We start from the raw sequence: 22118 nt of genomic DNA on the forward strand, positions 1-22118 counted from the left end.
CCTCGCATATGCGGAGGGTTCTATTCATCGGATCGTTCTACTTCTCGTCTTCAGGTAGCTTAACGTTAAGCTCCAACACGGAAATATCGTCATCTTTGTGCTCGAAGGACAAATCAACCATAGACGGATCAATGGCGACGTACTTGCTGATCACTTTAAGAATATCTTCTTTCAACTGCGGTAGGTACGAGGGCGCTGGGTCATCCTGGCTACGTCGTTCTGCCACAATAATTTGCAAACGCTCTTTGGCCAAGTTTGCAGAGCTTTTTTTCTGGGGACGGAAAAACTCAAGTAGTGACATTTAGCCTCCGAATAGTCGTTTAAAGATTCCTTTCTTCTGTTCAGTCAGAAAGCGGAAATCCACTTGCTGACCAAGCAGGCGCTCAACAGCATCGTTATAGGCCATACCTGCGTCAGACTGCTCGTCGAAAATGACAGGTACGCCTTTGTTAGACGCATTGAGTACTGCCTGACTCTCTGGGATAACACCCAGTAGCGAGATATGAAGGATCTCTTCTACGTCTTCAACGCTAAGCATTTCACCTTGTGTAACGCGTGTTGGGTTGTAACGCGTCAGCAGCAGATGCTGCTTCACTGGCTCCAAGCCTTCTTCCGCACGGCGTGACTTAGAGTCTAAGATACCAAGAATACGGTCAGAATCGCGGACAGAAGAGACTTCAGGGTTAGTAGTAACGATGGCCTCATCTGCAAAGTATAGTGCCATCAGCGCACCTTGCTCGATACCTGCCGGTGAATCACAGATAATAAAGTCGAAGCCCATTTCATCTAACTCATCAAGAATACGACGAACGCCTTCTTTGGTTAATGCATCTTTATCGCGAGTTTGAGAAGCAGGAAGAATGAACAGATTCTCTGTGCGCTTGTCTTTGATCATTGCCTGGTTCAAGGTCGCTTCACCATTGATTACATTAACAAAGTCGTATACGACTCGGCGTTCGCAGCCCATGATCAAATCTAAGTTACGCAGACCGATATCAAAATCGATAACTGCGGTTTTTTTTCCTTTTAAAGCAAGGCCAGAAGCGATCGCTGCGCTTGAAGTGGTTTTACCCACCCCACCTTTACCTGAAGTGACAACAATAACGCGTGCCATTATGTGTTCCTTATAAGATTAAATCGTTAACAACTCGAACTTGAGTGAGTCGTCGTTCAAACTAAACATAACTTTTTGCTGCCAGAACTCGTCTGCGAATTGCTCGGTGAGCCAGTAGTGCCCCGCAATCGACATAAGTTCGGCATTAAGCTTATTGCAGATGATGACTGCGCCGGTATTTCCGCTAGCACCAGCGATTGCCCGGCCGCGTAACGTTCCATGAATATGAATGGAACCATCTGCAATGACCTCTGCCCCCTCGCTGACATGGTTAAGTACCACTAGATCGCTGTCCTTGGCATAAATTTGTTGCCCAGAACGTACGGGGGTGCGAATGACCTTAGCGGGGGCCATTGTCGCGGGTGCTTGAGTTGGCGATTTGCTTGCCGACATGACAGCGAATTTAGCTTCTGAAGCTAGATTCTGCGTCCGTCTGTCTTTGCACCCAGTGACACCAACTGGAATCATGCCTGCTTGAGAAATGCCTTCTTTCAGTCTCACAAAGTCAATGTCACCATCGACTTTTGAAATATTAATGACAACAGGGGCATGAGCAAAAAATGCCGGTGCTTGCTCTACCTTTTCTTGTAGGAAATGGATAGCTTTATCAATATTATTGTCAGAAAGGTGCAAAACTGACAAAGTAAAGCTGCTGCCTTTTAGGTCTGGGGTCTGTGACATCTTTTACTTACAACCTCTTAAGGGCGTTGCCTGAGACTAGGGGTGTCATGTTATATTCCCAGAATAAGCACAGCAAGTTATCTTGCGCTCAATTGAGTGTTTTGCTTTAAAAAATAGCGAAACATTGACGTTCCATGAATTAAACGGACAAAAGGCTTCCAATGCTTTGTGCAATTTACAAAAGTTCTAAAAAAGAAGGCACTTACTTATATATCCCGAAAAAGGATGATTTTTCACAAGTTCCTGACACTTTAATGCAAATGTTTGGCAAACCTATTATGGTTATGGTGGTCAAACTGGAAGGGCGTACGCTGGCACAAGTTGATGTGGAAAAAGTCAAACAGTCGCTTAAAGATGACGGTTTTTTCTTACAAGTACCACCGCCGCCAAAAAACCTACTCGATGAATATAAAGAACAAAAACAAGCTCGTCAGCAATCTAAAGAGTAAAAAATAATTTGATTGTTGGTTTCATTTGCTCAAGGAGGGCAATGTGAAAAAAATACTGTCAGTCGTTCTAGGGTTCACTTTTGCCACCTCTGTTTATGCCAATGAGGTGAGTTTTGAACAATATGTTGAAGGCCTAAAACAAGAAGCGCGAACCAAGGGCATCTCAGAACTGGTTATCACTCAGGCTTTCGAGAATGTAACCCATAAGCCACGTGCGATTAAAGCGGATAAAAACCAGCCGGAAAAGAAATTAACGCTGGACGAGTATATTCCTCGTGCAGTACCCGACTGGAAGGTTAAGCAAGCGAAAGCGCTGTACAAAGAACACTATGCAGAGCTGAGTCGAATTGGTGAAGAATACGGTGTACAGCCACGTTTTATCGTCGCGTTATGGGGTGTCGAAAGTAATTTTGGCAAATTCACTGGTAATTACAGAGTGATAGATGCGTTATCAACGCTTGCTTACGACGGTCGCCGTGAAGCTTTCTTCCGTAGGGAAGCGATGGCTGCACTACAAATATTAGAAGAAGGGCACATTGAGGTTGATGACTTTAAAGGCTCTTGGGCAGGCGCAATGGGCCAGTGTCAGTTTATGCCAAGCTCATTTCTTTCTTATGCCGCAGATGGAAGCGGAGATGGTAAGAAAGATATCTGGAATACCGAAGCGGACGTGTTCGCGTCAGCCGCGAACTATTTGAGCCAGTCAGGTTGGGATGACAAGTTTACTTGGGGGCGCCAAGTTAAATTGCCACAAGATTTTGACATGAACTTAGAGGGCAGGGTTGAAGGTAAAGAAAAAACTTTAGCCGAATGGAATCGACTTGGTATCACTCGTTATGATGGTAGCGCGCTGCCTAAAGTCGATGTGGATGCATGGTTGACTGCACCAGATAATGCGAATGGTCGAGTTTATCTGGTCTACAACAACTATAATGTTTTGATGAAGTGGAACCGCTCTTACTATTTTGCACTAGCCGTCAGTCATCTAGCGGATAGAATTACACTGTAGATAAACAACGCAAACCAAAGGAGTTCAATTGAGCTCCTTTTTCATTTTGGAGAGAGTGTGCTTTCAGAACGTGCTGCACAAATGGTGGTATTTGCTGCCTTGCTAAAACATAAGAACTTTACCTTGGCTGCTAAGAGCCTAGGGGTATCAGTTTCCCATGTGAGTAAGCAATTGGCTCAGCTTGAGTCGTCGTTAGGTGTGAAGCTGGTGCAACGCACTACACGCAGTTTTACACCGACAGAAGCAGGGCAGAGATTTTATGAACACTGTGCTCAATTGGTTACCATTATCGGTGAAGCGCAGCTTGAAGTTGAAAGTCAGCGCGATGAAGTGGCGGGCTTAGTGAAAATTGGTTTATCGCAGTCATTTGGTACTTTGCATATCATTCCTGCAATTGATGAATTACGACGACAATATCCTAGTTTGCAAGTCGAGGTTCACCTATTCGACTATAAGGTCGATATGCTAGAAGAAGGACTAGATCTCTGGATCACGAATAATGAGCACTTACCTGAAGGATACGTGGCTCAACGTTTAGCTGATTCTCAGTTTGTCGTTGCTGCTTCTCCCGACTATTTAGTCCAACATCAAACTCCCAGTCATCCAAATGAATTGACAGAACATAATTGCTTGATCTATAGGAGTTGGGAGAGAGACTACACTCGATGGGCTTTTACTAAACAACAAGAACTCCTAAATATTAAGGTCTCAGGGAACTATTCAGTTGACTTAGCTGAGGCTGTTCGTGATGCTGCTGTGGCGGGGTGGGGGATTGCGTATCTTGCCACGTATCTCATCGGTGATGAGTTTAAAAATGGTCAACTTATCCAGCTATTTCCTGATTGGACCGCCTCGCAAAGTATGCCGTTTTACGCTGTGTACCCGAGCCGACGTTATCTGCCCAAGAAGACTGTTGCCGTGATCGAATTTATTAAGCAGCAAATTGGCAGTCCTTGCTACTGGGATAAGAAACTAGATCCTTATATTCAGAAACCTTAACTGGATATGGTTTGATAAGTTAATTTTTCTTAGGTTATAAACATAATTTCTATACAGAAAATATCGACCCAAGCAAACGTTTATATGGTTAAAAATCAATGAGATAAAGTGTTGGTGGTTATTTGTGCTAACCAAACTACATCCGGTTAACAACTGTGATTTGCATCTCATTTTTATATCACTAAACTCCGACGCCACTCTTGTTCCCTTAATGTCGGATCCAATCTATGAACTCAATTCTAGGCATTGTCGCCATCCTGTTTACGGCATGGCTGCTTTCTACAAATAGAAAGAAAATCAATTTAAAAACGGTTTCGTTGGCTTTTGCTCTGCAAATCACTTTTGCTCTGCTGGTGCTTTATGTCCCTGCGGGTAAAGAGGCACTAAATAGTGTGACAGGTGCGGTTTCAAACCTTATTAACTATGGTCAGGAAGGCATCGCTTTCTTGTTTGGTGGTTTGGCGACAGGTGGTTTTACATTTGCGATTAACGTATTGGGCATCATCATCTTCTTCTCGGCACTGATCTCAGGCTTGTATCATATTGGTCTAATGCCAAAGGTGATTAACCTAATTGGTGGTGGCTTACAAAAGTTGCTAGGTATTGGCCGTGCAGAGTCACTATCTGCAACCGCCAATATATTTGTTGGCATGATAGAAGCACCACTAGTGGTTAAGCCTTACCTTAGACAAATGACCGACTCTCAGTTTTTTGCCGTCATGTGTGGTGGTTTAGCTTCTGTTGCTGGTGGTACTTTGGTCGGCTATGCGTCGTTAGGTGTTGATCTAAACTTCCTTATTGCCGCGGCATTCATGTCTGCGCCAGCAGGTCTGTTAATGGCGAAAATGTTAGTTCCAGAAACAGAGGCCATTAGCTCAAGCACTGAACTCGATAACGCAGATATGCCGAAAGCAACCAATGTGGTAGAGGCGATGGCAGATGGTGCAATGTCTGGTTTACGTATTGCGGTAGCTGTTGGTGCAACCTTATTGGCATTTATTAGTGTGATTGCGATGCTGAACGGAATGCTAGGTTGGCTTGGTGGCCTAGTCGGTATCGAACTCAGCTTTGAGCTAATCCTTGGTTACCTTTTTGCCCCAGTTGCTTGGTTACTCGGTATTCCATGGAGTGAGGCAATTACAGCAGGCTCATTAATTGGTAATAAAATTGTGGTTAATGAGTTCGTGGCCTTTATCCAGTTAATGGATGTAAAAGCGCAGCTAAGTGAGCATTCTCAAGCGATTGTTACTTTTGCGCTTTGTGGCTTTGCGAATATCTCAACAATGGCAATGTTAATCGGTGGTTTAGGTAGTCTAGTTCCTGAAAAGCGCCCATTTATTTCAAAATATGGCTTCCGTGCTATTGCGGCAGGTGTGATGGCAAACTTAATGAGCGCTTCGATTGCGGGTGTGATTCTCAGCCTTTAGGAGTCGAGAGCGGACTTCGTCCTTCGAGATGCGAGAACGCTCGCTCTCGGGGATGATGGTAATAAAAAGGGTTGGCATTGAGTGCCAACCCTCCAATCTTTTCTCGCTTCTATTTCTTAGTATGGAACTGCTCACAAGCTAGCATGGTATTTTCAATTAGACTTGCGACGGTCATTGGCCCAACACCTCCTGGCACTGGAGTAATAAAGCTCGCGCGCTCTTTCGCCTTGTCATAGTCCACATCACCGACAAGTTTACCTGACTCAAGGCGATTAATACCGACATCAACCACAACCGCACCTTCTTTAATCCAGTTACCAGGAATAAAGTTTGGTTTACCTACTGCTACCACAACCAAATCAGCTTGGCGAATGTGCGATTCAAGGTCTTTGGTGAAACGGTGACAGGTTGTTGTTGTACAGCCCGCCAGCAGTAGCTCAAGCGTCATGGGGCGACCGACAATGTTTGATGCACCGACGACTACAGCATGCATGCCACGTAGGTTAATGTTATAACGCTCTAGTAGAGTAATAATCCCTTTTGGGGTACAAGAACGTAGCTTAGGAATTCGCTGTGCTAAACGGCCTACGTTGTAAGGGTGGAAGCCATCAACGTCTTTCTCTGGGTGAATGCGCTCCAGTACATGTGTTGTATCAATACCTGCTGGAAGCGGCAACTGAACAAGAATACCGTCAATCTCAGTATCACTGTTGAGCTTGTCAATAAGCGCGAGTAGTTCTTCTTCTGTTGTTGTCGCCGGAAGGTCAAAAGATTTAGAGACAAAGCCGACTTCTTCACATGCGCGACGCTTGCTACCGACATAAACTTGAGAAGCCGGATCTTCGCCGACAAGAACGACTGCAAGGCCAGGCGCGCGTAAACCCGCTTCTTTACGAGCTTTTACACGAGCAGCAACTTCTGAGCGAACAGTTTGGGAAATTAGAGTTCCATCAATATTTTGAGCAGTCATGACTTTCCTTTAATAAGAATGGCGAATTATTTGCAGCGCATTGTCGCAAATTATTTGACGAACATCTAGAAGCAAACGTTTGCTTTGTGGTGTTTTTAATCAAAATAGAATTCTGTGACTTTTTTTTAGTCAGTCAGATCATAATGTTATTAAAATCCCTTGTTTTAAGAATTCGAACTCGTATAATCCTTTTCCTGTAGCGCGCCCTTAGCTCAGCTGGATAGAGCACGTCCCTTCTAAGGATGTGGTCGTAGGTTCGAATCCTACAGGGCGTGCCATTTATTTAAGGAACCCGATAGCTCATAGAGTTATCGGGTTTTTGCTTTTTTAAAACAAAGTCATCTGGCTTTGCAGGCCAGTACCTTTTTGTCTTTCTTCGCTTCTGCACCGCTTCTACTGTTGTAATCAATGAACTCACTTCCTGGTTTCGGGAAAATTAAATTCCCTTTGGTGAAGTTTTAATCATTAATTATTTGATTTATAAATGCTTGTGTTTTTATGTTTAAGCTTGTGAATGCTTATTGGTGGCTGGAAAGTCTTGTATTTGATTGAAAAATAAAAAGAAATTTTATTTTTATAATGATTAATTTGTAACTATTCGCCTGCTCGTGTATCTAGGTCTTCGGCTAGTGGTGAGCATTTACATGTCGTCTTTACCTAGCACTCAGTTGAAATAAAATTGATAGATGTAGATACATGGCGGACAAACAAGACTTAAGCGATAAGCGGATACTCATTGTTGAAGAAAACAGTATGTTATCGTCTTCGATAAAGAATATGTTGAAGAAAATGGGTGGTGCAGAGGATAAGTTGCACAAGGCTCAAAACGTGATGACATTTAAGCAATTCGTCAATCAGTATCGCTTTGATCTGATTATTTGTTCTTATGCGAGTAAGAAGAGGGTTGTTGGTCCCAAGTATCATTATTTGTATCAGCAAAGTCTGGCTCATTCACATGATTGTTCATTTGTTGTGGTTGTTAATAGCAGTGACGATGAACATCTTAGAGGGGCTGAGGAGTTGGAGCCGGACAATATCCTAGGTCACCCGTTTAACTACAATCAGTTTAAACATCTTATCTTTAGCAGTTTAATTAAGCGCTCGATACTGTCAAAAGTGCACAAAAAGCTGGATATTGGTTTATTCGATGATGCGATAGAAATTTGTAATCTCCAATCCAAAAAGAAAGGGATAGAGTGGCTGGATTTTTACAAAGTCGTCGTCGAATGCTATGTAAAACAAGACAAGCACGATTCCGCGATTCAGGTTCTTAAGCAGCTCGCTCGGCGCGTGAAACATCGTTGGCCAATAGTGAAACTGATTTCTTTGCATGATGAACTTGGTCACAATGAAGAAGCACTCGAACTCGCTCATGAATATGAGCTGCTCGGCTATCCAGATGATCCCCTAGTCGCGCAACTCACAGCTCGTCATTCCCTGCTCGATTGTGACTTAGATAAAGCGGTTCGAGTAATGATTAAGCTGTCGATCCGTTACCCACATGTCGTTCATCTTACTTTAAAGTGCGTGATGCTGTGTATTGTGCAGTCTGACTATCGTAAAGCCTCAGTGTTCCTTGCTAAGATTGACTATGACTCAGTATTGGATGACGGAGAACTGATTCTGATCGAAGAGCTGCGTTTATTCCTTGAAGCTCTGATAGCACTTAAGACGCAAAATAGGATGAACCCTGCGACTTTAAAAACTTCATTGAAAGTGATTCTTGCAATTCAAGAGCATGACTTAATTGATAGCCATAAGCTGTCAAAAGGCTTGTATCAGTTGCTATTTCAAGTCAATGGCTTCAATCCTGTGTGCTCACCTAAGCGGCTTGAGGTTCTGTATGTTCAAACGAAATTAGAGCACCGCAAGTTCGTTATGCTTGCTGTCGCGCTTCATATTGGATGTCTGGATCTTGCCAAGCAATGGTTGGAAGAGTTGAGGCAGGTTAATGTGGCTAGGAAAGATATCGCAATGACGATTAGCTGTATTGTACTTGATAAAGCAGAGAGGATATTGAACCAAAAAACGCAAGCGATGAACGAAGCTAAAGAAAAGGCTTCATTGGGTCAGGTAATAGAGGAATTGGCGATAAAAGCGAAAGAAGCGCCTTACTTTATTAATCATCATTCACATTTCATTAACGCTATGCTCAAGTTCGAGGTTTCAGACAATAGTAATCTAGAGTTACTGAAAGAGCAGTTTCCGGTAAGTGTCGGAATAGTCATTGAAAACTTGATAAAACAAGATCCTCTTCACCCTAAGGTAACTCAAATCCAAAAAGCAAAGCGCATTGTTCAAAAGCGTCTTAAGAATCCTGTTCTTGCCTAGACAAATCAATTTGTTAGCAGGTTGACCAGACATTGATTGATTACTGTACTTACGCAATGCTTTTCGGTAGCATGTCGATCCTTAAATAAATCCTTATAGACTAAGCTAGAGCTTGGCACCTTACGTTCAGAGAACATGCGCAGTATCCATACCAAAATTAAACCTGAATTCGAACCGTTGCTAGCGGAACTCGCTCTTCATGCCTTGCTTCACTTGCGCACTAACCATACTGCTAGCGCTCTAGAACGACAATCTCGTTCTCAAATCAATGATATTCTTTCTGCTTGGTTAAATAAGGCAGCGAATAGCAAAAAATACAAACCCTTTAAAAAGAAAGTAAAATCCTTGGTGAGTCATGCTCGCGCTCAGCGGCTAGATATGGAGTCAATGTTAAGTAATTTGCTTGTTCCGGCCGCGGGAGATGAACTACCACATCTAGATAGTTTTTTGTTATTGGTTAACACCTTAGAGAAAGAGTTAAACACCACGGTTTTAGTCTCAAGCCCAGAAGCCGTTGATCTGCAGCATAATAGCAAAGGTTGCCTATTGTGTGTTTTGTCTAAAGATTTGAATACTCACTTTAATAATCGCAACCGTCTTGTTGAAGATATTTCGATGTTGTTTCGTGGTATTCGTGGAGAAAAACACGCTTTTCTTCGAACTATCTATTCTTCGTCCCTATTCGACCATCATGTAGAATTTGAAGATGGTGAGTTCGTTAGAATAACACTCTCTCTGCGTTAACCAACGCGACTCTCATTTTATTAGTCCCAAAGTTTATATTCCCACTATTTAAATACTTCTTAGGTTTTATTGCTAATAGGTCTTCGAATTAATATTTGTTTTAATTATGAGATGTCTCATTATTGAACAGCTGATTTCTTTGTAAGTTATTGAACTAATTTATCTAACAGAAGATATTTGCCGCTCCAATAACTAGAAGGATAATTCAGGATGGAGCTCAAACTGATTTCATTAACCTCGGTGTTAATGTCTTTAACTGCGACTTCTGCTCTTGCACAAGTTGCAGAAGGAGAGGGGTGTATTGTTAGTTTAGAAACTGGCGAAAAATATTGTTTACAAGTCGGAGAACGTTCCGGCTATTCGCTGCCCGGATTTATTTACCAGCATGAAGTAGAGGTCTATGCTGCACCTGGCACAGGGGTGATGTTAAGTGATTGGGACAACCTTTCATATAATAGACTTGCTGTATTCCAAGGCTATACGCCAAATCAAGAATTGGAGTCAGTTAAGGCGTACAATGGAAAAATGCTCGATTTCTCAACCCCGCGTTCGATGCGAGTGGTTGCTAAGCAGCCTCTCGTAAAACCAGATTTGACTTGGTCATGGCAAGACAGTGACTTTATGCCGCAATATAATCAAGTTATGTCCTCACCTGTCGTCGTTCAATTAAATGACGACAATGGAGATGGTAAAATTGATAACAAAGATATCGCAGACATTATCGTAACCACATTTTCGGGTGCCAAGTACAATGAGAATGGGGTGGTACGCGCTTTAAGTGGTAAAGATGGTTCAGAGTTGTGGGATTATCGAGATGGGCCAGTAATGGCTGATCCGCGCTATTCTGTTGCTGCCGCTGATTTAGATGGTGATGGGAAAATTGAGATCGTCTCTGGTGCGATCGGTGCGAATCACATCACTGTGATTGACCATCAAGGTTATCAAGAAAAACAGATAGAAATCATTTCGACAGGGTATCCGGCAGGTCAATTCGCCATTGCTGATATCGACAACGATGGTAGTGTTGAAATTCTTGGTGCCGAAGGCGTTTATAGTTACGAAACAGGCTTACTCAGATTTTCATATGCATGGAGTCCTTCTCCAATTCCAGTTGATACCGATGGCGATGGCGTTCAAGAAGTGTTTGCTGACACATCACTGTTTAATGCTAACGGCGCTGTAGTCTGGACTCACCCGACCCTTTACCGCGCTTGGTTTTCATCGGTGGCGAATTTAGATGATGATGCGAGCCCAGAGCTGATAGTTTCTATCCCAAGAACCTCTCAGGAGCCCGACAAGAGCTCGTTTTCTGTCTTAGAGCACGATGGTTCCGTTAAGTGGAGTGTGACCAATGTCAGCAACCCAGGTGGCGGTGTGCAAGCGGTATCGAACTTCTTAGGTAAGTCATCGACGGAGCAGCTATCTCAGTCAGATACTTATGGGTTTAAACATCGTTCCAGCGTTAAGCTTAAGGTTGAGGACAATAGTCTTCTTTATATCAATTCTGGTCTAGCAATTGACGCAATTGGTACTAATGAGCTTAACTTGGTTGGTGGTGACGGTGGGCACGTTAATTCGCCTATCGATCTCAGCCAAGTAACCCAAGTGGCGATCACCTCAGGTAAATACTTCTGGGGAGGAAAGCATCTGCTAGCACTTGAGTTTTATTATGCAGATGGTTCGTCAGTGATGTTTGGCTCTAAAAGAGCAGCATTTTGGCAAAAAACGCAGCATTTCCAACTACCTGAGAACCAAAAAATTAGTGCTGTTAATGTATGGTCAAAAGGCTGGCTAGTTGAAGCCCTTCAGTTTGAGTTATCTGAAACATCAAGCAACGAAACGTTAGGTATTGTTTATGCGGGATATAACACTGTCGATATGTATAACCGCCATGGTGAATTAGTTTGGACCGTACTTAATGATGATTTAACTAGTGGCAAAATTGGTGTGTCTGCGTTTGACTTTACAGGCAATGGAATTGACGAAGTACTTGTTCAAGACCAAACCAAGGTACGCATTCTCGATGGTCGAAGTGGATTAGCTCTTGCTGAAATTCACAATTCGACCGGGAGTTTATGGGAGTTCCCAATTGTTGCTGATCTTGCTGGAGACAAAGATGCTGAGTTGATTGTTGTCGCAAATGATTACGATGCAAGATACGCCTTAAATCATGGTGTTTATGTTTATAACTCCGGTGACGATGATAAACCTTGGCAAAACGCGACTCGTATATGGAACCAGCACGCATTTTATATCAGCAATATTAATCAAGACGGAACAGTGCCAACCAAGTATCAACCAAGTTGGTTAACGCACAACACATACCGTTCTAGTACTTATGTTGCCAGCGAAAATGAAAGCTCAGAAATCTATGGTTTCCCAGCAGGTCAGCCTGTGGAACTTGATCTGAATGATGAACTTCATGTTCGCTCAGGTTGGATGATTGATGCGTTGGGCGCTGACGGAGATGAGATGGCTGGTGGTTACGGTGGTGTACTAGGTATTCATGTTGATCTTGAACGCGTGGTATCTGTTGAGGTGACATACGGTACTTTCTATTGGGGAGGTAACCATGTGGTTGCGCTTACTTTTGTGTATCAAGATGGCACAGTGCTGTTTTATGGGTCTAAACGTTACGCTTATGCCAAGAAAGTTGGCAAATTTGACGTTCCTCAAGGTAAGAAAATCGAAGATATGAAGGCTTGGGCTGTGGGCGACTATATCGACGCAGTGCAGTTCATTGTTGACTAATACCAAACAGAATAAATGTCGGAATACCTATTTTATCCCGACGGGTATAAGCGCTAATGATGACCAATAGAAACGCCAGTCCTAGGTGACTGGCGTTTTTAGTTGGGTTGATTTACACGAGTTTGAACTTCAGCAGTTGATCGTTCACTTCGCTAACTTCTTCACGATAACTCGACACGATATCATTCATTGTATCCGCAAGTTGACCGGTATTTTGCGCGATCTCTGTTAACACGTCGATGTCTTGGTCGACAGCCTCACTCGCTTTAGATTGTTCTATGGTTGAATTGGCGATGCTGGTAATGTGCTCATTGACGGTCTCAATCAAAACTTCAAGCTGAGATACGCTGTTATTCACATCAGATACCGAGTTAAACGTTGAATCTGTCGCCTCACGACTTTTATTCATGTTGTTGACTGCGGTTTGAGTATTGGTAGAGATGTTTGAGAGTAGCTGGGATATATGTTCCGTCGCTTCTTTGCTGCGTTGCGCTAGGTCGCGTACTTCAGAAGAAACCACAGCAAATCCACGACCATGTTCACCCGCTCGTGCAGCCTCAATAGCCGCATTCAGTGCGAGCAGGTTTGTTTGCTCAGAAATGCCATTGATTGTATCGACAATTTTGCTCACGCTTTGTGCATCTTGTTCAAGTTGCAGCATACAGTCTTGAGTTTGTTCTATTTGATTAACTAGTGCTTTTACAATCACATATGAATCTTGGCTCTGTTGTTGGCAGGTGAGTACTTTGTCGGTCATTTGCTTTGTTTCTTCCAATGAGCGTTCAGAGGATGAAGCAATTTCGAGACTAGACTGCGAAAGCTGCGTCATTGCCGTTGCGATGTTGCCACACTTATCTGCTGTGGCGCGGCTACTATCTCCCAAATCATCAGCACCTTGCACCATTTGGTCGAGTCGTTGATGGCTGTGGTCATTACTTTGGGTAACGCGCACCAAGAGCTGCTTAATACTCGCAATCAGTCCGTTGACGCTGAGAGATATTTGCGACAATTCATTTTTTCCATCGGCTTGGAGAACCAAACTAAGATCGTTAGATTTCGACATACTGGCGAGATTGGAGGTCAGTTCGCCAACTCGACGTTTGAGACTAGAAAGGCTAACAACTAATCCGCCTAGTAGAAGTGCGCCCAAGCAAATACTGCCTGCCATCATTAAGCTTAGCTGCCACTGGGCAGAGTTTGCCTGTCGGGAAACCACATTGGTCATCTCTTCAACTAGGCCGTTGCGAATGGCATTAACCAATTTAATTCGCTCTGTTGCAGAGCCGAACCAAACTAACGCAGATGGGCCTTGAAGGTTGCTTAGGCTGGTCTTTTGAGCCAAATACTGATTTTCGATGTCGACCACTTGCTTCCAGGTTGGGCTGTTTTTAGCCTGGGTAAATTGTTGCAAGTAAGCTTCGGGCATGGTGAGCATTGTTGCTCGCTCACTATATTGCCCCGACTTTAGATAGTTCTCGATCGATGTGTATTGATCGATGGACGATCGCTTTCTGGCAAATGCACCATTTAAAGCCCCCCGAACTTGGCCTGCTCGCTCCTTGATGATCATTACAGAGGTTAAAGAGTTTCCTAACCTGATAATTTGTGCATTATTGACACCTGACACCAGCAGGGCGGCATTATCTATGGCCAACTGGTTTAAGTTCGAGTAGTACGCAAAAGGAGAGCGTTTAGGTGAAAGCTGATCGACCTGGTTTCTAATTTGGTTAATCTCAGCTAACTGGGCCGAGAGATCATGTTTCAGTTTATCGGTTAAATCTTGAGAGATATGTTTTGGTTGGAACTGATTAAAAGCCGCAATGTGTTGGTCGGCTTTCGCACGTTGAGCTCTGAGGTTAGCAACTTGCTCTTGGGCACCTTTACTACCAAGTACTCCTGCTGTTAAACCGCGCTCTACCGCTAAGTTGTGGGCAAGATTGTCATACAGCAAGGTAAGCTCTATGGTCTCTTTATCTTTATAGGCTTGGTCTACAATAGCGCCTTTGACCAGCGAGAGCTCAATCGCCATAAAGAGTGCGATTAAAAGCGGTACCCCGGCCAGAGCAGTAAAAATGTGGTGCAAAGAAAAGCGTTGCATAACCAAACGCATAGGTGGCCTCCTGACTCGAATTTATAATTATGATGATTCGATCATAGTTGAATTGATTGAAATGTTAAGTGACAGAGAACTTATTGTGATTAATATCCTCACTTAAATCATGGAAAATGGTATTAATCGTTTCGCTGTCATAAAAATTTAACCTAAGTATGCATTGAGAAAAGTCTTGAATTTCATCATATTGTAATGATTATGTAATAAAAGGGGAATGCCTATGCAACATCAAGAGATGATCCAACCTTCCAACTTTGGATTGATTAGCCGTACTTGCCTGTTTTCACTGATCGGAATTGTCAGTGTTTTTACACTTCTATAAAAGAGCAAGTGATTAAGAGGTAAGCCCTGAAGTGTTAGTAACTACTTACTTTGTTTTTTGCTGACAATCAGGGTACCCTCTAGACCTCACCATAGCGCTATGCTAGTTTCCTCTTAGCTCATATTGTTAATGGTTTGTGTATGCTCTCTCTTTCCTCACTGTCTCATCGTTTTGCTTCATTACCAACAACATTTTATTCAACTGTGCTCCCACAACCATTAGACGATAGTCGCTGGGGGATTTGGAATGGCGATTTGGCAAAGCAGTTTGGCTTGCCTGGTGATGCGCCGCTAGGAGAACTTAAGCAGCTCCTTTCTGGAGAGTTGGTGTTAGAAGACACACCTCCAATAGCTATGAAATACGCGGGTCATCAATTTGGTGTTTACAATCCCGATTTAGGTGACGGGCGCGGGCTATTACTAGGCGAGCTAACCAGTCATTCCAATCAAGTGTTTGACTTGCATATTAAAGGAGCAGGGCTGACACCCTATTCGCGGATGGGGGACGGTCGAGCAGTAATACGTTCAACCATTCGCGAGTATCTGTGCAGTGAAGCAATGGCTGGGCTGGGGATCCCGACGACCCGAGCGTTGGGTATGTTAGTCAGCGATACGCCTGTGTACCGCGAAAAATGCGAACAAGGTGCTTTATTGCTGAGAATGGCGCGCAGTCATATTAGATTTGGTCACTTTGAGCACTTTTTCTATACCAATCAATTATCAGAGTTACAGCTACTCGCTGATAAAGTCATTGAGTGGTATTGGCCGGATTGTTTCGATACCGACAAGCCTTACGTAACTATGTTTACAAAGGTTGTAAATGCTACCGCTGAAATGATTGCTATGTGGCAAGCCTATGGGTTTGCTCACGGCGTGATGAACACCGATAACATGTCGATAATTGGTGACACGTTTGATTATGGTCCATTCGGTTTTCTAGATGATTATGACCCAAGCTACATTTGTAACCACTCAGACTACCAAGGTCGTTATGCGTTTGACCAGCAACCACGTATTGGTTTATGGAACCTATCTGCTTTAGCGCACAGCTTGTCACCTCTCATTGAGCGTGATGAACTAGAGCAAGCCTTATCGAGTTTTGAGCCCCTAGTCGCGAACGGTTTTAGTCTAATCATGCGCAAGAAACTGGGGTTGAAAAGCAAGCAAGCCAACGACACGCAGCTTTTTGCAGCGATGTTTGAATTGCTTCACCAACATAAAATGGACTATACCCGATTCCTACGTGAGCTTTCCTGTGTCGATAAGCGGGGTGAACAGGCGGTGCTAGACCTTTTTGTTGACCGTGAAGCTGCTCGGCATTGGTTAACTCAATATTTGCACCGTTGTGAGCAAGAAGTCGATGAAACGGGTTCAAGATTGTTGGTAGAGATACGATGCGCTCAAATGCGCCAAGTCAATCCGAAATACATCTTACGCAACTATCTTGCCCAACTCGCGATTGATAAAGCTGAAGAGGGAGATTTCAGTGAAGTACATCGATTGGCCGAAATTCTGAAAAGGCCATTTGATGAACAGCCTCAAATGAATGCGTACGCTAATCTACCACCAGAATGGGGCAAAAAGATGGAAATTAGCTGCTCATCCTAGTTCAGTTAACTTTTGGTTTTGTTAATAAGATGTGATGAATGTCCGCAAGAAGTTCAAATTCTACTGATTATCCAATCATAACGAGGGATAGATGTGATTACACTCGCTCTATCTAGTTAGTGCAGTATTAGGTAGGGATATGTCAGTTAAAATTCTCGTTGTTGATGATGATCAAGAAATTTGTGAGTTGTTAGAAGAATACCTGACAAAGCAAGGTTATCAGGTCTCTGCGGTCAATGACGGCGAGCAAATGAAAACCTATTTGGAGCAGCAGAGCTACCCAGAACTGATTCTACTCGATGTGATGCTACCCGGCGATGATGGCTTTGCCTTGTGCCAACAAGTTCGTCGCCACTCATCAGTGCCAATTATTATGCTGACGGCGGTGTCTGATGATACAGATCAGATTATTGGTCTAGAGATTGGTGCAGATGATTATATCGCTAAGCCATTTAACCCTCGCCACCTGAATGCGCGTATCAAAGCGGTCTTGCGCCGCGTCAATGTGGCTGAAGAGATTCCAGCCAGCGCCAATGCTAAATCGATTGTGTTTGGTGATTGGCAGCTTGATCCGTTAGCGCACCGAATTACCCACTTAGAAAACCATCAATCTCATGATCTCTCTGGTAGTGATTTCGCCTTGTTGATGCTGTTTCTCAAGCGCCCAAATGAAGTATTGGACCGCGATACGATCTCATTTGCGACTCGTGGACGCGAAGCACTTCCTTTTGAGCGTGGGATAGATGTTCAGTTAAGTCGATTAAGACAGCGACTGGGTGATAGCGCTAAGTACCCTCACTATATCAAAACCATGCGTGGTAATGGCTATTTGTTGGCGGTGCCGGTGAGCTATGAGAGCTAGTGTTTGGAACTGGTTTCGGCAGTTCAAGCCTAATTCACTAGTCAGCCGCACATTAGGCTTAACTTTACTGGCCGTGATTCTTGCGCAAGGGGTTGCTACTAGCATTTGGTATACAGAATCGAAACATAAAGAGCTAGCGGGGATTCGTGACGCTTCAGAAAGTATGGCGAACATGTTCGCTTCTACGGTGACTTTTTTTCAATCTCTTCCCGTTCGCTACCGCCACATTGTTCTTGATCAAATCCGCAACATGGGAGGAACGCGTTTTTTTGTTTCTTTCAATAAAGAGCAACTTGTTGTTGAATCGATCGAAGATACACCGTTGAAACTGGCATCGATCGAGGCCATCGAAGGAGTTCTGCAAAACAAACTGCGTAAAGCAGAAAGCATTTCGGTCGATTTTTCCCATCCAGATAACTTACGTTTACTGAAAAACGATATTTACCTGCATGATCTACCCAAATCTTGGGCGCACCATACCCTGACGTTAAACCCTATCGACCCACCAATCTTAGTGGTGCAGATCGAGCTGGCCTCACATGAATGGGTCTACATCGCGGCTCTATTGCCTGCTCCTTACGTTACTCTAGATGACACGCTAATTGGCCGTGAGCAGATTTTGTTTCTGATTTTTTCGACTACGATTTTGCTTGTTCTGACTTATCTACTGGTGCGTCGTCAAGTTAAACCGCTCAAGCGATTAGCCAAGGCCGCCAATGAAATGAGCATGGATATTGATCAGCCGCCGCTGCAAGAAGAGGGGGCAAGTGAGCTGATAACCGCCACCCGGGCATTTAACCGTATGCAGCAACGTATCCGACGCTATGTTGCCGATCGTGAACATCTTTTCTCGGCCATTTCACATGACTTAAAAACGCCAATTACTCGCTTAAGACTGCGTGCTGAGCTTTTGGAAAGTGACACTAAGCGCGAGAAGTTTAATCGAGACCTTGATGAACTAGAGATGATGGTTAAAGGTGCGTTGCAATGTGTTCGTGATACCGATTTGCATGAAAACAACGCTTATATTGATATATGCGAAATGATACAAAGCTTAGTTGAACCTTATAATCAGTACCAAACCCAAGTCGAGTTTAAGCCTAGAGACATGGAGCCCATCGTTGCGAAGCCGCTCGCTATGAAAAGGGTACTGGGCAATTTGATTGAAAATGCGGTCAAATACGGTCAACGCGCTGAGGTGATCGTCATGCTTGATGAAGAATGGATAACGGTGGTCATTTGCGATCATGGCCCCGGTATTCCAGAAGAAAATCTCGAAGCCGTTTTTGAGCCTTATTATCGTTTGGCGAATGATGAAGATGGACATGGTTTAGGCTTAGGTATCTGCCGCAATATCCTCCATGGACATGGCGGAGATCTCATTATTGACAACTTGCCAAATAGGGGCTTGAGAGCGCAAGTCTTTATTCCACCTAGCCTTGAAGTGTAATGTAACATTGCTGTTACATTCCGTTTACGCTTTGTTTCAATCAAAAAATTCTAATTGGATAGACTCCCTTATGTACAAGCAAGAGTGCTTGAGGTCATTAAGTCGTAGACCTGAATGTCTAATCCAATACATGGAAGATAATAATGAAACTTAATAAAACCCTACTTACCCTTTCTCTACTTTCTGCTGCTAATGTTGTTAACGCTGGTGAAGTTGAAGTGCTTCACTGGTGGACTGCAGGTGGCGAAGCAAAATCTGCAGCGGTACTTAAAGATATGCTAGAGAAACAAAATCACACTTGGAAAGACTTCGCTGTTGCTGGTGGTGGTGGTGAGTCAGCCATGACAGTACTTAAAACGCGCGCGGTATCTGGTAATCCACCTTCTGCGGCGCAGATTAAAGGTCACGATATTCAAGAGTGGGGCGGGCTTGGCTTCCTAACGTCACTAGACAGCACAGGTCAGCAAGAGAAGTGGGATGAAATCCTTCCTTCCGTTGTGACTAAAGTGATGAAGTTTGACGGCGAGTACGTAGCGGTTCCGGTTAATGTTCACCGTGTAAACTGGATTTGGGCAAACCCACAAGTACTTAAGAAGTCGGGTGTCGAACTACCAACAACCCTTGATGAGTTCTTCATTGCCGCAGATAAGATTAAAGCAGCAGGTTACGTGCCTTTAGCGCACGGTGGTCAGCCATGGCAAGACGCAACGGTTTTTGAAGCAGTAGCACTAGACGTGCTAGGTAGTGAAGATTACAACAAGGCGTTTGTTGAACTGGATATGGATACACTATCTGGCGACAAAATGGTTGAAGTGTTCACTAAGTTCAAGAAAATTCGCGACTACATTGACGCCAACTCTCCGGGCCGTGACTGGAACGTAGCCACCTCAATGGTCATTAACGGTGAAGCGGCAATGCAAATCATGGGTGACTGGGCGAAAGGTGAGTTTACTGCAGCCGGTAAAGTCCCAGGTAAAGACTACATTTGTGCACCAGCACCAGGTACTAACGGCCAGTTCACTTTCAACATTGATAGCTTTGCTTTCTTTGAGCTGAGCGACAAAGCAAACCAAAAAGCGCAGCAAGATCTTGCGCGCACCATCCTAACCAAAGATTTCCAAGAAGTCTTCAACCTAAATAAGGGCTCGATCCCAGTGCGCTTAGATATGGACATGTCTAAGTTTGACCAGTGTGCATTAGACTCTATGGCGACCTTTAAAGCGAGTGCCAAGTCAGGAGATCTAGTACCAAGTATGGCGCATGGCCTATCGACAACAAGCTACGCTCAAGGCGCGATCTATGATGTTGTTACTAATTTCTTCAATGACGACAAAGCGGATCCACAACAGGCAGCACAAAAGCTAGCGAAAGCGGTTAAAGCTGCGATCTAACTACCGTAGTTAAATCACACCCCCAAAGGGCGTTCAGGCTTGTGGGGAGCCTGTTCGCCCTTTCCTCTATTCCCGATCAGGATGTTGATCGGCGTGTTATGACGTAAGGACTCGTTATGGAGCATGTTGTAAATCGGTACGAAAAGAAGTCGACAACTAAGGTCAGTTTGGCCGACCGACTTCAACATTGGCTGCCGAAAATCGTTCTTGCCCCGACCGTTCTTGTAACTGTGGTTTGTATCTACGGTTATATTTTCTGGACAGCGGCACTCTCAATGACCAACTCACGTTTTCTACCTAGTTTTAATTTCGTAGGCTTTACCCAATACGAAAAACTGATGGATAACGACCGTTGGATCACTTCTATTACCAACCTAGGTGTTTTTGGCCTGCTGTTCATGCTGGTGGCTATTGGACTCGGCGTCGGGCTAGCGATTCTTCTTGACCAAAATATCCGTCAGGAAGGTGCAATTCGTACCATCTATTTATACCCAATGGCCTTGTCGTTCATTGTCACTGGTACTGCATGGAAATGGATTCTCAACCCAGGTCTTGGCATCGAAAAACTGATGCAAGATTGGGGCTTTAGTGATTTCAAATTTGACTGGCTGGTGAACTCCGATATGGCGGTCTACACCTTAGTGATTGCGGCTGTTTGGCAATCTTCAGGTTTTGTGATGGCAATGTTCCTTGCAGGCCTACGTGGTATCGATTCTTCGATTATCAAAGCGGCGCAGATCGATGGCGCGAGCTTACCAACCATCTATTGGCGAATCATTATGCCGTGCCTGCGACCAGTCTTCTTTAGCGCAGTGATTATTACCTCCCACATTGCGATTAAGAGCTTTGACTTGGTAACCGCAATGACAGCGGGTGGGCCAGGGTACTCTTCCGATCTTCCAGCCTTGTTTATGTACGCGCACTCATTTACTCGTGGTCAAATTGGTTTAGGTGCTGCCAGTGCCATGATGATGTTAGCGGGAATACTCGCGATTCTGGTGCCATACCTGTATTCAGAACTTAGGGAGAAAAAATCATGATGCAAGGGATCAACTTCTCTCGATTATTTATCTACTCAACGCTGGCATTTTTCTGTGTGGTTTACTTGATGCCGTTGTTTGTGATGGTGATTACTTCTTTCAAGACCTTGCCAGATATTAAAGCCGGTAACTTAATGAGTTTACCGACCGAGTGGGTGTTCGATGCTTGGCTTAAAGCTTGGGACAGCGCTTGTACCGGTGTTAAGTGTGAAGGGGTGAAGGGGTATTTTTGGAACTCGTTCCAAATGGTGATACCTGCGGTGGCAATCTCTACCTTACTCGGCGCATTCAATGGTTACGTTGTGACCAAGTGGCAATTCCGTGGCTCGAACTTGTTCTTTAGCTTGCTGCTATTTGGCTGCTTCATTCCGTTCCAAGTTGTTCTTCTGCCTATGGCTACAGTACTAGGCAAGCTTGGCTTGGCGAATACTACGGCTGGACTTGTGATTGTTCACGTTATCTACGGTATGGCATTTACTACGCTCTTTTTCCGTAATTTCTACATCAGTATTCCGGATGAACTGGTTAAAGCGGCCAAGCTTGATGGCGCTGGTTTCTTTACGATCTTCTTCAAGATTCTACTACCAGTATCGACGCCGATTATAATGGTGACCGTCATTTGGCAGTTCACCGCAATCTGGAATGACTTCTTATTTGGTGTCGTCTACTCAGGTTCAGAGACTCAGCCGATTACGGTGGCACTCAATAACTTGGTCAACACCAGTACTGGAGTGAAAGAGTACAACGTTGACATGGCAGCCGCGATTATTGCAGCACTGCCGACACTCTTAGTTTACGTATTAGCAGGGAAATACTTCGTTCGCGGCCTAACGGCTGGATCGGTAAAAGGATAATTAT

Annotated in this window: 18 protein-coding genes and 1 tRNA gene; 14 read left to right on the forward strand and 5 right to left on the reverse strand. The window is 44.0% G+C overall.

Annotated elements, in window-relative coordinates:
* Positions 1-37 precede the first annotated feature (37 nt).
* From minE to minC, 3 genes are read right to left on the reverse strand one after another with little or no spacing between them, the layout of a single operon-like run.
* The gene (gene minE, locus ZX61_RS05025) at positions 38-301 is read right to left on the reverse strand and encodes a cell division topological specificity factor MinE (protein ID WP_049843614.1); all 264 of its coding nucleotides are present in this window, start codon (positions 299-301) and stop codon (positions 38-40) included.
* Positions 302-1114, reverse strand: a complete 813-nt coding sequence (gene minD / locus ZX61_RS05030; protein WP_049843615.1) for a septum site-determining protein MinD — start codon at positions 1112-1114, stop codon at positions 302-304.
* An 18-nt stretch (positions 1115-1132) separates the two neighbouring features.
* A complete protein-coding gene (gene minC, locus ZX61_RS05035) occupies positions 1133-1795 on the reverse strand; it encodes a septum site-determining protein MinC (RefSeq protein WP_049843616.1) in 663 nt (220 codons plus the stop codon).
* 161 nt (positions 1796-1956) lie between these two features.
* Here minC and ZX61_RS05040 point away from each other — a divergent pair, with 161 nt between their 5' ends.
* The 4 genes from ZX61_RS05040 (at position 1957) to ZX61_RS05055 (ending at position 5679) form a co-directional block, all read left to right on the forward strand.
* Positions 1957-2244, forward strand: coding sequence for a YcgL domain-containing protein (locus ZX61_RS05040; protein WP_049843617.1), 288 nt, complete (start codon positions 1957-1959; stop codon positions 2242-2244).
* A gap of 43 nt (positions 2245-2287) precedes the next feature.
* The gene (locus tag ZX61_RS05045) at positions 2288-3253 is read left to right on the forward strand and encodes a lytic murein transglycosylase (RefSeq protein ID WP_049843618.1); all 966 of its coding nucleotides are present in this window, start codon (positions 2288-2290) and stop codon (positions 3251-3253) included.
* Positions 3254-3310: 57 nt separating this feature from the next.
* The gene (locus ZX61_RS05050) at positions 3311-4252 is read left to right on the forward strand and encodes a LysR family transcriptional regulator (RefSeq protein WP_049843619.1); all 942 of its coding nucleotides are present in this window, start codon (positions 3311-3313) and stop codon (positions 4250-4252) included.
* Between the two features lie 227 nt (positions 4253-4479).
* On the forward strand, positions 4480-5679 hold the full coding sequence (locus ZX61_RS05055; protein WP_049843620.1) for a NupC/NupG family nucleoside CNT transporter: 1200 nt from the start codon (positions 4480-4482) through the stop codon (positions 5677-5679).
* A gap of 109 nt (positions 5680-5788) precedes the next feature.
* Here the strand turns inward: ZX61_RS05055 and folD are convergent, their stop codons facing one another.
* A complete protein-coding gene (folD, locus tag ZX61_RS05060) occupies positions 5789-6649 on the reverse strand; it encodes a bifunctional methylenetetrahydrofolate dehydrogenase/methenyltetrahydrofolate cyclohydrolase FolD (RefSeq protein WP_049843621.1) in 861 nt (286 codons plus the stop codon).
* A gap of 201 nt (positions 6650-6850) precedes the next feature.
* Between folD and ZX61_RS05065 the strand changes: the two genes are divergently transcribed.
* The 4 genes from ZX61_RS05065 to ZX61_RS05080 all read left to right on the forward strand — a co-directional run bounded on the left by ZX61_RS05065 (position 6851) and on the right by ZX61_RS05080 (position 12475).
* Positions 6851-6927, forward strand: a tRNA-Arg gene (locus tag ZX61_RS05065).
* Between the two features lie 418 nt (positions 6928-7345).
* Positions 7346-8980 carry a hypothetical protein gene (locus ZX61_RS05070; RefSeq protein ID WP_049843622.1) on the forward strand — a complete coding sequence of 545 codons (1635 nt, stop codon included), beginning with the start codon at positions 7346-7348 and terminating at the stop codon, positions 8978-8980.
* Positions 8981-9115: 135 nt separating this feature from the next.
* The gene (locus ZX61_RS05075; RefSeq protein WP_049843623.1) at positions 9116-9724 is read left to right on the forward strand and encodes a DUF2913 family protein; all 609 of its coding nucleotides are present in this window, start codon (positions 9116-9118) and stop codon (positions 9722-9724) included.
* A gap of 210 nt (positions 9725-9934) precedes the next feature.
* The gene (locus ZX61_RS05080; protein WP_049843624.1) at positions 9935-12475 is read left to right on the forward strand and encodes a beta-prism lectin domain-containing protein; all 2541 of its coding nucleotides are present in this window, start codon (positions 9935-9937) and stop codon (positions 12473-12475) included.
* A 112-nt stretch (positions 12476-12587) separates the two neighbouring features.
* Here the strand turns inward: ZX61_RS05080 and ZX61_RS05085 are convergent, their stop codons facing one another.
* Positions 12588-14585, reverse strand: a complete 1998-nt coding sequence (locus ZX61_RS05085) for a methyl-accepting chemotaxis protein (RefSeq protein ID WP_049843625.1) — start codon at positions 14583-14585, stop codon at positions 12588-12590.
* A 465-nt stretch (positions 14586-15050) separates the two neighbouring features.
* Here ZX61_RS05085 and ZX61_RS05090 point away from each other — a divergent pair, with 465 nt between their 5' ends.
* The 6 genes from ZX61_RS05090 (at position 15051) to ZX61_RS05115 (ending at position 22114) form a co-directional block, all read left to right on the forward strand.
* A complete protein-coding gene (locus ZX61_RS05090; RefSeq protein WP_049843626.1) occupies positions 15051-16517 on the forward strand; it encodes a protein adenylyltransferase SelO in 1467 nt (488 codons plus the stop codon).
* A gap of 139 nt (positions 16518-16656) precedes the next feature.
* On the forward strand, positions 16657-17379 hold the full coding sequence (locus ZX61_RS05095; protein ID WP_049843627.1) for a response regulator: 723 nt from the start codon (positions 16657-16659) through the stop codon (positions 17377-17379).
* Positions 17369-18829: an ATP-binding protein gene (locus ZX61_RS05100; RefSeq protein WP_049843628.1), complete on the forward strand. Its 1461-nt coding sequence runs from the start codon at positions 17369-17371 to the stop codon at positions 18827-18829. The genes ZX61_RS05095 and ZX61_RS05100 overlap by 11 nt, the downstream gene beginning before the upstream one ends.
* A 143-nt stretch (positions 18830-18972) precedes the next feature.
* Positions 18973-20220, forward strand: coding sequence for an ABC transporter substrate-binding protein (locus ZX61_RS05105; protein ID WP_049843629.1), 1248 nt, complete (start codon positions 18973-18975; stop codon positions 20218-20220).
* A 116-nt stretch (positions 20221-20336) separates the two neighbouring features.
* On the forward strand, positions 20337-21260 hold the full coding sequence (locus tag ZX61_RS05110) for a carbohydrate ABC transporter permease (protein ID WP_049843630.1): 924 nt from the start codon (positions 20337-20339) through the stop codon (positions 21258-21260).
* Positions 21257-22114, forward strand: a complete 858-nt coding sequence (locus ZX61_RS05115; protein WP_049843631.1) for a carbohydrate ABC transporter permease — start codon at positions 21257-21259, stop codon at positions 22112-22114. The genes ZX61_RS05110 and ZX61_RS05115 overlap by 4 nt, the downstream gene beginning before the upstream one ends.
* The last annotated feature ends 4 nt before the right edge of the window (positions 22115-22118 follow it).

Origin of the sequence: Vibrio sp. VPAP30 (assembly GCF_001188205.1) — a bacterium.
GTDB classification, from domain to species: Bacteria; Pseudomonadota; Gammaproteobacteria; order Enterobacterales; family Vibrionaceae; genus Vibrio; species Vibrio bivalvicida.